17 protein-coding genes are annotated in these 14,876 nt (G+C 70.2%); 8 read left to right on the top strand and 9 right to left on the bottom strand.

Annotated features, from left to right (window positions below; genetic code table 11):
* Positions 1–86: 86 nt before the first annotated feature.
* Together ACWC91_RS00830 and ACWC91_RS00825 are read right to left on the bottom strand one after the other, a co-directional pair.
* Positions 87–1,340 (bottom strand): DUF3631 domain-containing protein, encoded by a 1,254-nt coding sequence (locus tag ACWC91_RS00830; protein ID WP_450640547.1) that lies wholly within the window; start codon positions 1,338–1,340, stop codon positions 87–89.
* A 504-nt stretch (positions 1,341–1,844) separates the two neighbouring features.
* Positions 1,845–2,039: a helix-turn-helix transcriptional regulator gene (locus tag ACWC91_RS00825; RefSeq protein ID WP_450640536.1), complete on the bottom strand. Its 195-nt coding sequence runs from the start codon at positions 2,037–2,039 to the stop codon at positions 1,845–1,847.
* Between the two features lie 121 nt (positions 2,040–2,160).
* On the opposite strand from ACWC91_RS00825, the gene ACWC91_RS00820 reads away from it, so the two are divergent.
* Positions 2,161–2,661: a helix-turn-helix transcriptional regulator gene (locus ACWC91_RS00820; protein ID WP_450640537.1), complete on the top strand. Its 501-nt coding sequence runs from the start codon at positions 2,161–2,163 to the stop codon at positions 2,659–2,661.
* 24 nt (positions 2,662–2,685) lie between these two features.
* On the top strand, positions 2,686–3,840 hold the full coding sequence (locus ACWC91_RS00815) for a tyrosine-type recombinase/integrase (protein WP_450640538.1): 1,155 nt from the start codon (positions 2,686–2,688) through the stop codon (positions 3,838–3,840).
* Positions 3,841–3,847: 7 nt separating this feature from the next.
* On the opposite strand, the gene sodN is transcribed toward ACWC91_RS00815, so the two are convergent.
* The gene (sodN, locus tag ACWC91_RS00810; protein WP_020136639.1) at positions 3,848–4,243 is read right to left on the bottom strand and encodes a superoxide dismutase, Ni; all 396 of its coding nucleotides are present in this window, start codon (positions 4,241–4,243) and stop codon (positions 3,848–3,850) included.
* A gap of 146 nt (positions 4,244–4,389) precedes the next feature.
* On the opposite strand from sodN, the gene sodX reads away from it, so the two are divergent.
* Entirely contained in the window at positions 4,390–4,824 is a 435-nt protein-coding gene (sodX, locus tag ACWC91_RS00805) for a nickel-type superoxide dismutase maturation protease (RefSeq protein WP_225075524.1), read from the top strand.
* On the opposite strand, the gene ACWC91_RS00800 is transcribed toward sodX, so the two are convergent.
* Positions 4,728–5,357 carry a CGNR zinc finger domain-containing protein gene (locus ACWC91_RS00800; RefSeq protein WP_225075525.1) on the bottom strand — a complete coding sequence of 210 codons (630 nt, stop codon included), beginning with the start codon at positions 5,355–5,357 and terminating at the stop codon, positions 4,728–4,730. The genes sodX and ACWC91_RS00800 overlap by 97 nt on opposite strands.
* Before the next feature lie 98 nt (positions 5,358–5,455).
* On the opposite strand from ACWC91_RS00800, the gene ACWC91_RS00795 reads away from it, so the two are divergent.
* Positions 5,456–6,232 (top strand): class I SAM-dependent methyltransferase, encoded by a 777-nt coding sequence (locus ACWC91_RS00795; RefSeq protein WP_281157026.1) that lies wholly within the window; start codon positions 5,456–5,458, stop codon positions 6,230–6,232.
* An 89-nt stretch (positions 6,233–6,321) separates the two neighbouring features.
* Here ACWC91_RS00795 and ACWC91_RS00790 read toward each other — a convergent pair whose 3' ends face one another.
* Genes ACWC91_RS00790 through ACWC91_RS00780 form a run of 3 tightly spaced genes read right to left on the bottom strand, consistent with a single transcriptional unit; the run spans position 6,322 to position 9,053 of the window.
* A complete protein-coding gene (locus ACWC91_RS00790; protein WP_225075652.1) occupies positions 6,322–7,074 on the bottom strand; it encodes an amino acid ABC transporter ATP-binding protein in 753 nt (250 codons plus the stop codon).
* 50 nt (positions 7,075–7,124) lie between these two features.
* Entirely contained in the window at positions 7,125–8,060 is a 936-nt protein-coding gene (locus ACWC91_RS00785; protein ID WP_141358474.1) for an amino acid ABC transporter permease, read from the bottom strand.
* A 33-nt stretch (positions 8,061–8,093) separates the two neighbouring features.
* Positions 8,094–9,053, bottom strand: coding sequence for an ABC transporter substrate-binding protein (locus tag ACWC91_RS00780; RefSeq protein WP_225075527.1), 960 nt, complete (start codon positions 9,051–9,053; stop codon positions 8,094–8,096).
* A gap of 548 nt (positions 9,054–9,601) precedes the next feature.
* On the opposite strand from ACWC91_RS00780, the gene ACWC91_RS00775 reads away from it, so the two are divergent.
* The 4 genes from ACWC91_RS00775 to ACWC91_RS00760 all read left to right on the top strand — a co-directional run bounded on the left by ACWC91_RS00775 (position 9,602) and on the right by ACWC91_RS00760 (position 12,866).
* Complete coding sequence (locus tag ACWC91_RS00775) at positions 9,602–10,825, top strand: NAD(P)-dependent malic enzyme (protein WP_225075528.1); 1,224 nt, start codon at positions 9,602–9,604, stop codon at positions 10,823–10,825.
* Between the two features lie 141 nt (positions 10,826–10,966).
* Positions 10,967–11,932, top strand: coding sequence for a zinc-binding dehydrogenase (locus tag ACWC91_RS00770; protein WP_450640540.1), 966 nt, complete (start codon positions 10,967–10,969; stop codon positions 11,930–11,932).
* A 158-nt stretch (positions 11,933–12,090) separates the two neighbouring features.
* Positions 12,091–12,300, top strand: coding sequence for a helix-turn-helix domain-containing protein (locus ACWC91_RS00765; protein WP_018571396.1), 210 nt, complete (start codon positions 12,091–12,093; stop codon positions 12,298–12,300).
* A complete protein-coding gene (locus tag ACWC91_RS00760) occupies positions 12,300–12,866 on the top strand; it encodes a Clp protease N-terminal domain-containing protein (RefSeq protein ID WP_281157025.1) in 567 nt (188 codons plus the stop codon). Before ACWC91_RS00765 ends, ACWC91_RS00760 begins: the two co-directional genes overlap by 1 nt.
* A 38-nt stretch (positions 12,867–12,904) precedes the next feature.
* Here ACWC91_RS00760 and ACWC91_RS00755 read toward each other — a convergent pair whose 3' ends face one another.
* Positions 12,905–13,903 (bottom strand): PadR family transcriptional regulator, encoded by a 999-nt coding sequence (locus ACWC91_RS00755; protein WP_225075531.1) that lies wholly within the window; start codon positions 13,901–13,903, stop codon positions 12,905–12,907.
* A gap of 1 nt (position 13,904) precedes the next feature.
* Entirely contained in the window at positions 13,905–14,831 is a 927-nt protein-coding gene (locus tag ACWC91_RS00750; RefSeq protein WP_225075532.1) for a DUF4097 family beta strand repeat-containing protein, read from the bottom strand.
* Positions 14,832–14,876 lie beyond the last annotated feature (45 nt).

Raw genomic sequence — 14,876 nt, 5'->3', positions numbered from 1 at the left:
TACGGAGTGATCCGTATCGGCAAGGAACTCCGTCCCCGCGCTGACCTGCGCGGGGACGGATGCGACGGATTGATACGGAGCTGGTGTCAGCGCGTGGGCTTGGGGCCGGCAGGCCCGCCAGGCGGACCGACAGGCAGCGTCCCCGTCGGAGGGGGCGGTGGCTTGCCCGGGACTCGACGTGCGACCACGGTCTCCTCTGCTGCGGGTGCCGGTTGGGCAGGGTCGGGGCAGTAGCGCGCCCAGGCGTCGAGGAACTGGTTACGGGCGTACGACTTGGCCTGCCTGCCGTTCTCGAAGCGGTGGTTGGCCGGGCTGATGCCGAAGTCGCGCAGCAGGTTGGCCAGGTGGTAGGCGTTCAGGCCCTTCGTCCCGTACTCGGCCCACGGTGCCTCGGCGTCCTGGACGAGGGCGGCGAGCAGGTCGTGGCTGCGCAGTGCTTCCTGGTCGCCCTGTTGCTCGAAGACTCGTCGGATGTCCCGGAGCAACCGGGTCTTCAGCGTCGTCTGCTCGTCCTGGACCACCTCGTTGCGCGTCATCGCCAGGCAGGCCGCACGGGCCTGGGCGGGCCAGTGCCCGCCGGCCAGGTCGGCGACGATCACCAGCGGCTCCCACGTGTCGGCGGCGCGGTCCTCGACCGGCATCTGCCGAACCAAGCCCTCTGCGGTGCTCCGCAGCGGTGCCAGCCAGGCGGTCAGCCGGTCGCGCAGCGCGTTCAGTTCCGGAACGGAGTACCGCGAGCGGAACGGGGCGATGCGCTCGCCCGGCTTGCGCTTCTGCATGCGGAGCACGACCGCCCGGTCCATGATCGTGTCTGGCAGGTCGCCGATCCCGGCGAGCGCGGCCATGGCGAAGGTGGGAAACGCCGTCGGCTTGTGCTCCGGGCCGGAGATCCGCCAGGCGGGGCGGTTGCGCTGGTGCCCGGCGTTCAGCAGGCCGCGCAGGTCCTCCTTGTCGCCGGCCTTGGGACCGAAGATGGTGTCGGCTTCGTCCACCAGCAGCGTCGGCGGGTTCTTGCCGATGACGCGGAAGACCACCGCCGGCGAGGTGTTCACCGTCATCATCGGCTGGTGCACGGTCTCGTGGAGCACGTCCAGGACGCGGGACTTGCCGCACCCTTTGGTCGGCCCCACCACCGCCAGCCGTGGCGCGTGCTGGAGGGCCGGCTGGATGTGGGAGGCCGCCACCCACAGCGTGACCGCCGTCAGGGCCTCGTCGCTCGGTAGCACCACGTACCGGCCGATCGCCGCACGTAGGTCATCCAGCAGCGCGGCTCCCTCGTCGGCCGTCCCGCCGCCCGTACCGGCGCGGTCCCCGGTCCCCGATCCGCCGTCGGGGACCACGGTCCCCGCAGACACGTGGGGACCGTGGCTCTCGCCATCGGCTCGGACTACGGCGCGCTCGCCCGGGAATCGGGGACCGGGTTCGGGGACCAGGGGACCGAAAGCCTCCGTCCGGTCCCCGGCCTCCGCTCCTGCGGGACCGGCCCCCAGGGCGCTGACCTGCACATGTGCTGCGCTGGGGGTGCTTCCGTCCCCGACCGGAACACCCGGCGCAGCATCGCCGCTGGCGGGTGCCGCCGGGGACCGTGACTCCGTTCGGTCCCCGGCCAGGGCATGCCCTGGCCGGGGACCGCAGCGACAGGCCAGACGGCCTTGTCGGATACTTTCGAGGTGGCGGGGGACGTAGGGTCCTCCATAGACGTTCCTCTCAGGTGAGGGACGGGACGGGCAAGGTCCCGGCCCTCACCGGTTCGTTCGTTCAGGGATGGGCAACGTGCAGGGGAATCCTCGGCCCTCGGCGTTGGCGCGCCGGGGGCCGTTGCTGTGTCCCGGGCGGCCGGCGGTTCATGAGGCCAGACCCCACTCGTCCTGGCCGTCGATCAGCGTGCGCTCGTAGCGCAGCAGCTCCGCCTCGGGGTACAGCACCCGCTTGCCGACCTTGATGCCGCGCGGCCCCTTCTTGGTGTGGCGCCAGTAGCGGACGGTGCTCTCCGCCGTGCGGTAGCGCTCGGCGACCTCGGCGGTGGTCAGGTATCGCATGCATTCCCATTCGACTAGGTGACGATTCGATCTGCATAAGGTTGTATCCCAGGATCGCCGGTTACCCAAATCGGGAAGCTCATGTTTCAATTGGGATAGCGACGGTGGCGATGGAGGTTCAATGGCAGGCGACAGGCCCGAAGGCGGCGAGGTGCCGCTGCTCTACAGCGAAGGGAACGTGGCCGCGCGCGTGGCCCTGGAGCGCGAGGTCAGAGGGTGGAGCACGACCGAGCTGGCGGATCGGGTGACCAGAGCCGGCGTCAAGATGAACCAGACGGCGATCTGGCGCATCGAGAACGGCACGCCTCGCCGGCGCATCAACCTCGACGAGGCCCTCGCCTTCAGCCGCGTCTTCGAGCTCCCCCTGGAAGAGCTGATGTCCCCGCCCTTGGAGGGGCTCGACATCGACAGTCGGCGGCTCGTCCAAGAGGCCGTCGAGGCGTTCTACGAAGCCCGAGACGCGCGCGACCGTCTACACCACGCCGTGGTTGCCATCGCCGACCACATCAAGGCCCACCCAGACAGCTCGCGGGCGATCCACGAGCAGTGCCTCCGCCTCATGGGCGACGAGCGGGACGCTCGCACCCTCAGCAACGACATCGAGGACGGCGGCCACTACTGACAATCGACACGAAGGAGGGGCCACTTGGCCAACATCCAGAAGCGCCCCAACGGCAAATGGCGGGCCCGCTACCGAGACCTCGACGGCAAGGAGCACGCCCGCCACTTCGACCGCAAGCTCGACGCCCAGCGCTGGCTCGACGAGGTCACGGCCAGCATGGTCACCGGCCAGTACGTCGACCCGCGCGCCGGCCGCGTCACGTTCGAGAAGTACGCCGAGAAGTGGGAGGGCTCGCTGATCGCCAGCGAGGCGGGCGAGCGCATCACCGACAACGCGCTGCGGCTCCACCTCGTACCGGCGTTGGGAGCCCGCTCCATGGCGGCGATACGCCGTAACGACATACAGGTGCTCTTCAAGAGCCTGTCCGAACAGCTCGGCCCCGGCAGCGTGCGCAACGTCTACGACGTCCTCGTGCGCGTTATGACCGCGGCCGTCGAGGGCAAGGTCATCGCGTCCAGCCCGTACCGCCGGATCACCCTCCCGCCCATGCCGGACGAGGAGGTCACTCCGCCCACAGTCGCGCAGGTTGAGGCCATGGCCCGCGTGATGCCGCCGTACATCCGCGCCGCCATTGTCACGCTCGCCGGCTCAGGCTTGCGTATAGGCGAGCTGCTCGGTCTCAAGGTGTCGGATGTCGACTTCAAGGCCGGCGCCATCCGCGTCGAGCGGCAGCGTCTCCAGTCCGGGAAGATCGGCCCGCCGAAGACCGCCAAGTCCCGGCGGACGGTCCCGGTCGGCGAGGTCGTCACGGATGCCCTCCTGGCGCACTTGGCCGCACGGCCCTCCAAGGAGTGGCTCTTCACCATGGAGGAGGGCGAGCCTCTCAACTACCGCCGCTGGAAGACGGAGTGGAACTGCGCCCGCAGGGCGCTCCAGGCGGCGGAGAACGAGGCAGCCGACCGCGAGGGCCGCAAGGCCGTCGAGCTGCCGCACATGGTGACCCACGACCTGCGGCACTTCTATGCCTCCGCGCTCATCGCCGGCGGCGCGAGCGTCAAGCAGGTCCGGCTGGTCCTCGGCCACGCTTCCGCAGTCATCACGCTGCGGATCTACGCCCACCTGTGGCCGGGCGAAGAAGACCGCACCCGGTCCGTCATGGACGCCGTGCTCGGCGGACTGCGGACCGGGTGCGGACCGATAGACCAGGCGGTCAAGGAAACCGCAGGTCAACGGGCGTGATACAAGATCAAGCCTTCTTGGTCTCCCAGAAGATCTTGTCGATCTGGGCGATGTAGTCCAGCGCCTTCTGGCCCGTGGCCGGGTCGGTCGAGGCCTTGGCGGCGGAGAGGGCCTTCAGCGTGTCGTTGACCAGCTGGTGGAGCTCCGGGTACTTCTCGAAGTGCGGGGGCTTGAAGTAGTCGCTCCACAGCACGGAGACGTGGTGCTTGGCCAGCTCGGCGCGCTGCTCCTTGATGACGGTGGCGCGCGCCTGGAAGTGCGGGTCGTCGTTCGCGGCCATCTTCTCCTGGACGGCCTTCACCGACTCCGCCTCGATGCGGGCCTGGGCCGGGTCGTACACACCGCAGGGAAGGTCGCAGTGCGCGCTGACCTTGACCTTGGGGGCAAACAGGCGGGAAAGCATGGAGCCATCCTTCCTCGTGATCGTCTTCTCAGGTGGGACATTACTCCCTGCCAGGCGTGTTTTCGCGAGTGCCCCCTAGGGCTTAGGACAAAAGTCCGGGGTGAGACTGAGACTGGTGGAGGAACGTGACCGGGGAGGTGCCGGGGATGCCGGAGCTGTCGCAGGAGACCGAGCGCAGGGGCGCCGCGCTGCCCTTCGGGCTGGCCGAGGTGACCGGGCCGTCCATGGTGCCCACGCTGCACCACGGGGACCGGCTCGTGGTGCAGTACGGCGCCCGGATCCGGCCCGGTGACGTGGTGGTCCTGCGGCATCCGTTCCAGCAGGACCTGCTGGTCGTCAAGCGTGCCTCGGAGCGGCGCGACAGCGGCTGGTGGGTGCTGGGCGACAACGCGTACGCGGGCGGGGACAGCACCGACTACGGGACCGTGCCCGAGGACCTGGTCCTGGGCAAGGTGCGGTTCCGCTACCGGCCGCGCAGACGCGCTCAGCGCTCGCCGCTGGCGCTCGTGCGCTGGGCGCTGTCGGCGGCCCGGCCCGTGTTCACCGACCGGTCGGCCTCCAGGCGCTTGCGGGCCCGGTAGGCGGCGACGTTCGCGCGGGTTGCGCAGCGGTCGGAGCAGTAGCGGCGCGAACGGTTGGTGGAGGTGTCCAGGTAGGCGTTGCGGCACGGCGCGGCCTCGCACAGGCCGAGGCGGTCGACGCCGTACTCCGTGAGGTGGAAGGCCAGCCCCATCGCCGCGATCGCCGCGTAGCCGGCGGTCGCGTTGGACGGGTGGTCCGCCAGGTGCATGTGCCACAGCGGGCGGCCGTCGTCGTCGCGGTGGTCGTGTCCCGAGATCTGCGGGCTCACCGGGAACTCCAGCAGCAGGGAGTTCAGCAGGGCCACCGCGAGCGTCTCGTCGCCCTGGTCGGCGGCCTCGAAGACCGAGCGCAGCCGGGCCCGCACCGAGCGGAAGCGCGTGACATCGGCGTCGGTGGCGCGGCGGGCCGCCGAGGCGTTGGCGCCGAACAGGTCCCGCACCGCGTCGACCGAGGTCAGAGTGTCCTTGCCCCGGGCCGGTTCCTCGCTGTTGACGAGCCGTACGGCGTAATCCGAGTAATAGGCCAGTTCCACTTGTAGTCCTTACGGAGGCGCTCTATGGTCGAGGAGCGGTCGGGTAACAGCCGGCTGGCCTTCAAGGGTATTACGTGACGTGGGCAGGGAGGGCTGCGATGACGGACATGAGGACGGGCATCACCGCGGAGGGGGCCGACTGGGTCGCCTGGCAGGAGAGCTGGGACCGCCAGCAGGAGTGGTACATGCCCGACCGCGAGGAACGCTTCCGCATCATGCTCGACATGGTCGAGGCGCTCGTCGGCACCACCCCGCGCGTCCTGGACCTCGCCTGCGGCACCGGCAGCATCACCGCCCGGCTGCTCGCCCGCTTCCCCGGGGCCACCAGCACCGGCGTCGACCTCGACCCGGCGCTGCTCGCCATCGCGCGCGGCACCTTCGACGGCGACGAGCGGGTCTCCTTCGTGACCGCGGACCTCAAGGACCCCGACTGGCCGGCGAAGCTGCCGTACGACTCCTACGACGCCGTTCTGACCGCCACGGCCCTGCACTGGCTGCACAGCGAACCTCTCGCCGCCCTCTACGGCCGGGTCGCGGAACTCGTCCGCGACGGTGGTGTCTTCATGAACGCGGACCACATGATCGACGAGACCACCCCCAGGATCAACGCGGCCGAACGCGCCCAGCGGCACGCGTGCATGGAACAGGCCAAGCGGGCCGGCGCCCTGGACTGGGCCGAGTGGTGGCAGCTGGCCGCCAAGGACCCGGTGCTGGCCGAACCGACGGCCCGCCGCTTCGAGATCTACGGCGAGCACGCCGACGGGGACATGCCGGCCGCCGCCTGGCACGCGCGCGTACTGCGCGACCAGGGCTTCACGGAGGCCCGCCCGGTGTGGTGCTCGCCGTCGGACACGCTGCTGCTCGCCCTCAAGTAGGGCTCGCACGCACCGCACACGGGAGGGGCGGTACGGGATCCGTCCCGTACCGCCCCTCGTCCGTCTCGTCCGCCGTCGTTCGCGTCCTGCTACAGCACCTTCGACAGGAACGACTGCGTGCGCTCGTGCTGCGGGTTCGTCAGGACCTCGCGCGGATGGCCGGATTCCACCACCACGCCCTCGTCCATGAAGACCAGGCTGTCGCCCACCTCGCGGGCGAAGCCCATCTCGTGGGTGACGACGACCATCGTCATGCCGGACTCGGCGAGGTCGCGCATGACGTCGAGGACGTCACCGACCAGCTCCGGGTCGAGCGCCGATGTCGGCTCGTCGAACAGCATGAGCTTGGGGTCCATGGCCAGGGCGCGGGCGATCGCCACCCGCTGCTGCTGGCCGCCGGAGAGCTGTGAGGGGTAGTGCCCCGCCCGGTCGGCCAGGCCCACGCGCTCCAGCAGCTGCACGGCCCGGTCCCTGGCCTCGCCCTTGTTCACGCCCTTGACCTGGACCGGCGCCTCGATGACGTTCTCCAGCGCGGTCATGTGCGGGAACAGGTTGAAACGCTGGAAGACCATGCCGATGTCCCGGCGCTTCATGGCGACCTCGCGGTCGCGCAGCTCGTACAGCTTGTCGCCCTGCTGGCGGTAGCCGACGAGCTCGCCGTCGACGTACAGCCGGCCCGCGTTGATCTTCTCCAGGTGGTTGATGCAGCGCAGGAACGTCGACTTGCCGGAGCCGGAGGGACCGATGAGGCAGAACACCTCGCCGGGCCTGACCTCCAGGTCGATGCCCTTGAGCACCTCCACCTGGCCGAAGGACTTGTGGACGCCCTCGGCCTTCACCATCGCGGCGCCCGCGTCGCGCTCGGTGGTGTCCTGCTTGGTGAGCTTGTCGGTCATGCCGTGACCTTCCTGCTGGAGAAGGACGTCAGGTGCGCCCTGACCTTCTGCCACGGCGTCGGCGGCAGGCTGCGGCTGGAGCCGCGGGCGTAGTACCGCTCGATGTAGTACTGGCCCACGCTCAGCACCGAGGTCATGATCAGATACCAGGCGGCGGCGAGGAAGTACATCTCCACCGGGGCGCCGGAGACCTGGCCGATGTCCTGGGCGTAACGGAACAGCTCCGAGAACTGGACGGCCGCCACGAGCGAGGTCGTCTTCAGCATGTTGATGACCTCGTTGCCGGTCGGCGGCACGATCACCCGCATGGCCTGCGGGATGACGATCCGGCGCAGGGTCTTGGAGTGGCTCATGCCCAGCGCGTGGGCGGCCTCCGTCTGGCCCTCGTCGACGGCGAGCAGACCGGCGCGGCAGATCTCCGCCATGTACGCCGCCTCGTTCAGACCCAGGCCGAGCAGCGCCGTCAGCAGCGGCGTCATGAAGTTCGACCAGTAGTCCTTGTAGAACGGCATCAGGTTGATGTACTCGAAGACCAGGCCCAGGTTGAACCACAGGAACAGCTGGACCAGGACCGGGGTGCCGCGGAAGAACCAGATGTAGAACCAGGCGATGGACGAGGTCACCGGGTTCTTCGACAGGCGCATCACCGCCAGGATGATGCCGCCGACGATGCCGATCACCATCGACAGGACCGTCAGCAGCAGGGTCTTGCCGACGCCGGTGATGATCCGGTCGTCGAAGAAGTAGTCCGGAACCGCGTGCCAGTTGATCTTGCCCTGGCCGAACGCGTAGATGATCGCGACCAGGATCGCGATCGCGACGGCGGCGGTGAGGTACCGCCCGTAGTGCCGGACCGGAATGGCCTTGATGGCCTGCGGTCCGGCCGGGGGTGTGTCCTTGGGCCCCGCCGTCTTGTCGATGTCAGCAGTCACGGGTGTCGCCTCTCAGCGGCCGCTCGGGCACGGTCACTTGCCGCCGTTGATGACGGATTCCTTCACGGCACCGTCCTGGGCGCCCCACTTCTCCAGGATCTTCTCGTACTCGCCGTTCTTGATGATCGCGTTCACCGCGGCCTGGAGCGCGTCGCGCAGCTGGGTGTTCGTCTTGCTGACGGCGATGCCGTACGGGGCCGCCTGGACCTGCGGGCCGACGACCTCGAAGTCGTTGCCGCCGCCGGAGGTCTTCACCGCGTACGCGGCCACCGGGAAGTCGGAGGAGACGGCGTCCGCGCCGCCCGAGCGCAGACGGGTCTGGGCCTGCTGGTCGTCGTCGAACGGCTCGATGGTGAGCTTCTTGTTGCTCGGGCACTTCTTCGCCTCGGACTTCGCGAGGTCCTCCGAGACGGTGCCGCGCTCCAGGGCGATCTTCTTGCCGCACAGGTCGGACCAGCTGTTGATGCCCTTGGTGTCGCCCTTGCGGGTGTAGATCGAGACACCGGCCGTCAGGTAGTCGACGAAGTCGACGCCCTCGCCGACCTTCTTGCCCGTGCTCGGGTCGATGCCCTCCTGACGGCTCTTGTTGTCCGTCATGGCCGACATGGCGATGTCGTAGCGGTTGGACCGCAGGCCGGTGAGCAGGGCGTCGAAGGTGCCGTTCTCGAATTCGAAGGTCACCCCGAGCTGCTTGCCCAGGGCGGCCGCGACGTCGGGGTCGAGGCCGACGACCTTGCCCGACTTGTCCTTGAACTCGACCGGCGCGTACGCGATGTCGGAGCCGACCTTGATGGAGCCCTTCTCCCGGATCTGGGCCGGGAGCTTGTCGGCCAGCGGGGCCGCGTTCGACGAGCCGCTGCCCGACGGCTCCTTCTTGTCCTTGGTCTGGTCACCGCAGCCGGTGAGGATCAGGGCGCCGGCGACCACGATCGCGCCGACCGCAGCTAGCCGGGAGTGCGCGGCGGTCGTACGACGGGTGGAGCGTGCGGTCATTGTGGTTCCTCCGGCTGATGGATGGAGCTGCCGACGGGGCGACGAGAACACACACCTTCGGGTGTTGCGACCTCGTGTGATTGACCGCATCTTGCCATTCGGGCTGCGCCATTCAGGGGAGTCGCCATGTCAAAATCGGATAACGGGTGACCCCCGAACCACGCTGAGCGGCTTCGGCGAAGCCGGACCATCTGCGGGAATGCCTTCTTTCGGCCGGAAGATCTTCGGCCCGTCTCAGGATGCGGCCTGCCGGGACACGATGTTTGAGTGCAGTTGCGGCTCTGTCGGGCATTCGACGACGAGTTGTCCCCATATTGGGCCAAGTGCCGTGCCTCCGTCATGTGACCTTGACGTTATGGACTCGTCGTTGACGCCGGTCGTCCGGTAAGAAGGTTCTTTACACCCCTCATCCGGGGCTCAGGGCGCGTGTGCGGCGCGCCCGTCGCGCAGGGGACCGAAGGCATCACTCACGGTCCGTGCGCGGTCCCGCCCGCTCCTCACCAGGAGCGGCAACCCTCAAACCATGAACACTTAAGGGGTAAAACGAAGTGGCAGCGGAGATCGTCAATCCTCGCAGCGACCGCGGTACGGATCAGGACGGCGGGGCTGAGCCGCTCGATTCCTTCGATCCGGCCTTCGCGCTGCACCGCGGCGGCAAGATGGCCGTGCAGGCCACCGTGCCGGTCCGCGACAAGGACGACCTGTCCCTGGCGTACACACCCGGCGTCGCGCGCGTGTGCTCCGCCATCGCGGAGCAGCCGGAGCTGGTCCACGACTACACGTGGAAGTCGTCCGTGGTCGCCGTCGTGACCGACGGCACGGCCGTACTCGGGCTCGGCGACATCGGCCCCGAAGCCTCCCTCCCGGTGATGGAGGGCAAGGCGATCCTGTTCAAGCAGTTCGGCGGCGTGGACGCGGTGCCGATCGCGCTGAGCTGCACCGACGTCGACGAGATCGTCGAGACCGTGGTGCGCCTCGCGCCGTCCTTCGGCGGCGTGAACCTGGAGGACATCTCGGCCCCCCGGTGCTTCGAGATCGAGCGCAGGCTCCAGGAACGTCTGGACATCCCGGTCTTCCACGACGACCAGCACGGCACGGCGGTCGTGACCCTCGCGGCGCTGCGCAACGCGGCCCGGCTGAGCGGGCGGGCGATCGGGGACCTGCGGGCCGTCATCTCGGGCGCGGGCGCGGCCGGTGTGGCCATCGCCAAGATGCTGATCGAGGCCGGTATCGGCGATGTCGCGGTCGCCGACCGCAAGGGCGTGGTGTCGGCGGACCGCACGGACCTGACGCAGGTCAAGCGCGAGGTGGCCGAGTTCACCAACAAGGCCGGGATCAGCGGTTCCCTGGAGGACGCGCTGGCCGGCGCCGACGTCTTCATCGGCGTCTCCGGCGGCACGGTCGCGGAGGAGGCCGTGGCGTCGATGGCCGAGGGCGCCTTCGTGTTCGCCATGGCCAACCCGAACCCCGAGGTGCACCCCGAGGTCGCGCACAAGTACGCGGCGGTCGTGGCGACCGGGCGCTCGGACTTCCCCAACCAGATCAACAACGTTCTGGCCTTCCCCGGCATCTTCGCGGGCGCGCTCCAGGTGCGGGCGTCCCGGATCACCGAGGGAATGAAGATCGCGGCGGCCGAGGCGCTGGCCGGGGTCGTCGGGGACGACCTCGCCGCGGACTACGTGATCCCCTCGCCGTTCGACGAGCGGGTGGCCCCGGCCGTGACCGCGGCGGTGGCCGCCGCGGCCCGTGCCGAGGGCGTGGCGCGTCGCTGAGCCGGCCCGAACGGCCCCGTCCCCCGAGGACGGGGCCGTTTCTCTTGTCCTCCTGCCCGGCGTTCTCCTGCCCGGCAAGAGGGTGAGTGTCACAGAGGCGCGTGGTTCCGCCGGCCGGGGCGCACCCCTATGGTCAAGGTCATGTTCGCTGTCTACGCCGCCCGAATCGACCGCGACCAGCCGTTGAGCGGCCTGGAGTCGGGGGAGCGTCCCGCCCCCGAGACCCGACCCGGCTGGAGCACGGTCAACGTCAGGGCCGCCTCACTGAACCACCACGACCTCTGGTCGCTGAGAGGGGTGGGGCTGTCCGAGGACAAGCTCCCCATGATCCTCGGCTGCGACGCCGCCGGCGTCGACGAGGACGGCAACGAGGTCGTCCTGCACTCCGTGATCGGACAGAGCGGGTACGGGGTCGGGCCCGGGGAGCCCCGGTCCATCCTCACCGAGCGCTACCAGGGCACCTTCGCCGAACAGGTGGCCGTGCCGACCTGGAACGTCCTGCCCAAGCCCAAGGAGCTCTCCTTCGCGGAGGCCGCCTGCCTGCCCACGGCCTGGCTCACGGCGTACCGCATGCTCTTCACCAACGCCGGCGTGCGTCCCGGCGACTCCGTACTCGTCCAGGGCGCCGGCGGCGGTGTCGCCACGGCCGCGATCGTGCTCGGCAAGGCGGCCGGGCTGCGGGTGTTCGCCACCAGCCGGGACGAGACCAAGCGCAGGCGCGCGGTGGAGCTGGGCGCGGTGGAGGCGCTGGAGCCGGGGGCGCGGCTGCCGCAGCGGGTGGACGCGGTGATCGAGACCGTCGGCGCGGCCACCTGGTCGCATTCGGTCAAGTCGCTGCGGCCCGGCGGCACGATCGTCATCTCCGGGGCCACGAGCGGCGACCGGCCGTCCCACGCCGAGCTGACGCGCATCTTCTTCCTGGAGCTGAAGGTCGTCGGCTCGACCATGGGCACCAAGGACGAACTGGAGGACCTGCTCTCCTTCTGCGCCGCCACCGGGGTCCGTCCCGTCATCGACGAGGTGCTGCCGCTCGACCGGGCCCGTGAGGGCTTCGAACGGCTGGAGTCGGGCGGCCACTTCGGCAAGGTCGTGCTCACCAACTCCTGACTCTCGCCATCTGTTCTCCGAACGGCGGGTCCGAACGGCGTGTTCCGGACCCGCCGTTCGCCTGCCCGCGTCTGAGGCGTCTCCGGCCCCCGGATGCCTCCCCCTGGATACGTCAACCACGGTTGACAACCCTCGCGGCGTCAATGTAAGTTGACAGCATGACCGAAGCAACGGATCTCGCCGAGCGCGCAGGCGACCGCGATCCCCGAGTCGGGCTGCGGGCCGTCGCCGCGCTGCGCCGGCTGCTCGAGCAGCTGGAGGCGGTGCAGGTGCGCAGTGCGCGCAACCAGGGCTGGTCGTGGCAGGAGATCGCCGCCGAGCTCGGAGTGAGCAGGCAGGCCGTGCACAAGAAGTACGGGAGGCAGTGATGTTCGAACGGTTCACGAAGGACGCCCGGGCCGTGGTGCGGGGTGCGGTGGAGTACGCCGAGGACGCGGGAGCGCAGACCGTGGACGCCGAGCACCTGCTGCTCGCCCTTCTCGACCGCCAGGGCAGCCGTGGGTCCTTCGCGCTGGCGGCGCTGGGGCTCGACGAGCGCGGGGAGCCCGTGCGGCAGGCGCTGCACGACGCGCGGCGGCGCGCCGGCCTGTCCCGGGCCGACACCGACGCCCTCGCGGGCCTGGGCATCGACGTCTCCGAGATCGTCTCCCGGGTGGAGGAGGCGCACGGCGTCGGGGCGATGTCCGGCGACCGGCAGGGCAAGGGTGCCTGGCCGGGCCGCCGCGCCTTCGGCCGGAGCGCCAAGGACACCCTTGAGAAGGCCCTGCGCTCGGCGGTGGCCCACCGTGACCGGCACATCGGCGACGAGCACATCCTCCTCGCCCTGACCGTCCGCCCGGGCGTGCCCGCCGAGGCCCTCGCCGACCACGGCGTGACCCACGAGTCGGTGACCCGCGTGCTGTACGGCGGGGGACAGGCACGGGCGGCCGGCTGAGTCGAGGGGCGGCCGCCGGAACGGGCCGGCGGGCGCCGTCAGACCTTCGGGCGGTGCAGGAGCGAGGCGATGTGGGCCGCCGCCGTCGACAGATGGCGGCGGGCCTCACGGAGCTGGTCGGCGGTGATGCCGTTGTCCCGGGCCGTGTCGCGGATGTCGTCGCGGAAGCGGTCCAGGAGGCGGTCCAGGTCGCGGGCCGGGTCGCCGGTGGGGTCCTCGTGCGCCCAGGCCGGTTCGTAGTCGGCCGGGAAGTCCTCCGGGGTCGTGGAGTACTCGGGGCGGGCCGTGCCGCGGCCGACATAATCCTTGCCGAAGTCGCCGAACTCCTTGGCGAGTTCGGTCAGGCCCTCGCGCACCCCCGTGGGCCAGTCGCCCCGGCTGAAGTGGTCCTGCACCTGCTCCTGGACCCGCTTGGCGATACGCTGCAACTCCTCCTGCGCCTGGGTCCGCGCCCGCTCCTGAGCCTCCTTGGCCTGCCGCCGGGCCCGCTGGGCCTCGTCGCGCGCCCTGCGGCTCTCCTCCTTCGCGCGCCGCGCCTGCTCCTTCCACTCCTGCTTGACGCGCCGCATCTCCTCCTTGGCGGCCTGCCAGGCCTCCTTGTCGTCGGCCTTGCCGTGCTCGCCGTGCTCTCCGTGTTCCCCGGTGCCCTCCCGGGCCTGGGACGCCGCCGCGCGCATCTCGCGCCGCAGATCGCCCGCGGCGCCGCGCACATCGGCGCGGATCTCCGCGGCGAGTTCGGCGACGGACTCGCGGATCTCCAGCTCCAGGTCGGCCAGCTCACCACTGCGGTCGGCCAGTTCGGCGCGGCCCGCGTCCGTGATCGCGTACACCTTGCGGCCGCCCTCGGTGGTGTGCGTGACCAGGCCCTCGGCCTCCAGCTTGGCCAGCCGCGGATACACCGTGCCCGCCGAGGGGGCGTACAGGCCCTGGAAGCGCTCCTCCAGCAGCCGGATCACCTCGTAGCCGTGGCGCGGGGCCTCGTCGAGCAGCTTGAGCAGGTAGAGGCGCAGGCGGCCGTGGGCGAAGACGGGAGGCATGTCAGAGCACCTTCTTGTCGGTCGTGCCATCGGCCTTGCCGGTCGTGTCACCGGCGGTGCCGCCGCTGGATTCCCCGGCCGGGCGGGCGTCCCGCGGCTGCGCCTCCCACGGTCCGTCCTCCGTGGGCGGGCGCCGCAGCAGCGCGATGGAGCCGGAGACGGTGGTCGCCTTCAGCCGGCCGTTGCCCGCGCCGAGGCGGCCGGTGATCCGCTTGGCGCCCCACTGGCCGCCGACCTTGAGGTCCTCGAAGGCGTTGGACACCGTCCCGCTCGCGGTGTTCGCGTCCACCCGTGCGTCCGCCGGGTGGGGGAGCCGGATGGCGATCTCACCGGAGACGCTGGTCAGGCTGACGTCGGTGGGGCCGCCCGCCGGGTCGAGGTCGACGACCATCGACCCGCTCACCGAGTCCGCCCTGACCGAGGGGCCGGCGCCGTCCACCACCGTCAGGTCGCCGGAGACCGAGTTGAACCGCAGATCACCGGAGAGGGCCTGTGCCTCCACGTTCCCCGACACGGTGTCCGCGCGCACCGGGCCCGTCAGGCCCACCAGGGTGGTGTCCCCGGAGACGCCCTTGACCTCGGCGCGTCCGTCGATTCCCGAGACCATCGCGCCGGCACCGACCACGCCCAGCTCCACGCGCGCGCTCGCCGGAACGGCCACGGAGACCACGGCGCTGCGCCGCCAGCCCTTGTTGTCCAGCCACTTGAGGAAGCCCTTCCAGGGCAGGTCCTCGTACGCCACCGTCAGCGTTCCGCCCTGCTGGGTGACGATCAGGGGAGGTCCCTCGATCTCCGAGACCTCCAGGCGGGCCGGGCCCTCGTCGGCACCCACGACGTTCACCGTTCCGTGCACGATGCGGACGTTGAGTGCGGTCACCGGCTCGTCGAAGGTGAGCTTCCTGGGCTCACCGACGGACCACTCGGACATGGTGCAGACCTCCCCGGACGGGACGCGACACGCCATATCGCGTCG

The organism is Streptomyces sp. NPDC001204 (genome assembly GCF_053598035.1).
The sequence above is the reverse complement of the archived record's forward strand: the minus strand, read 5'-3'. Positions and strand labels throughout refer to the sequence as shown.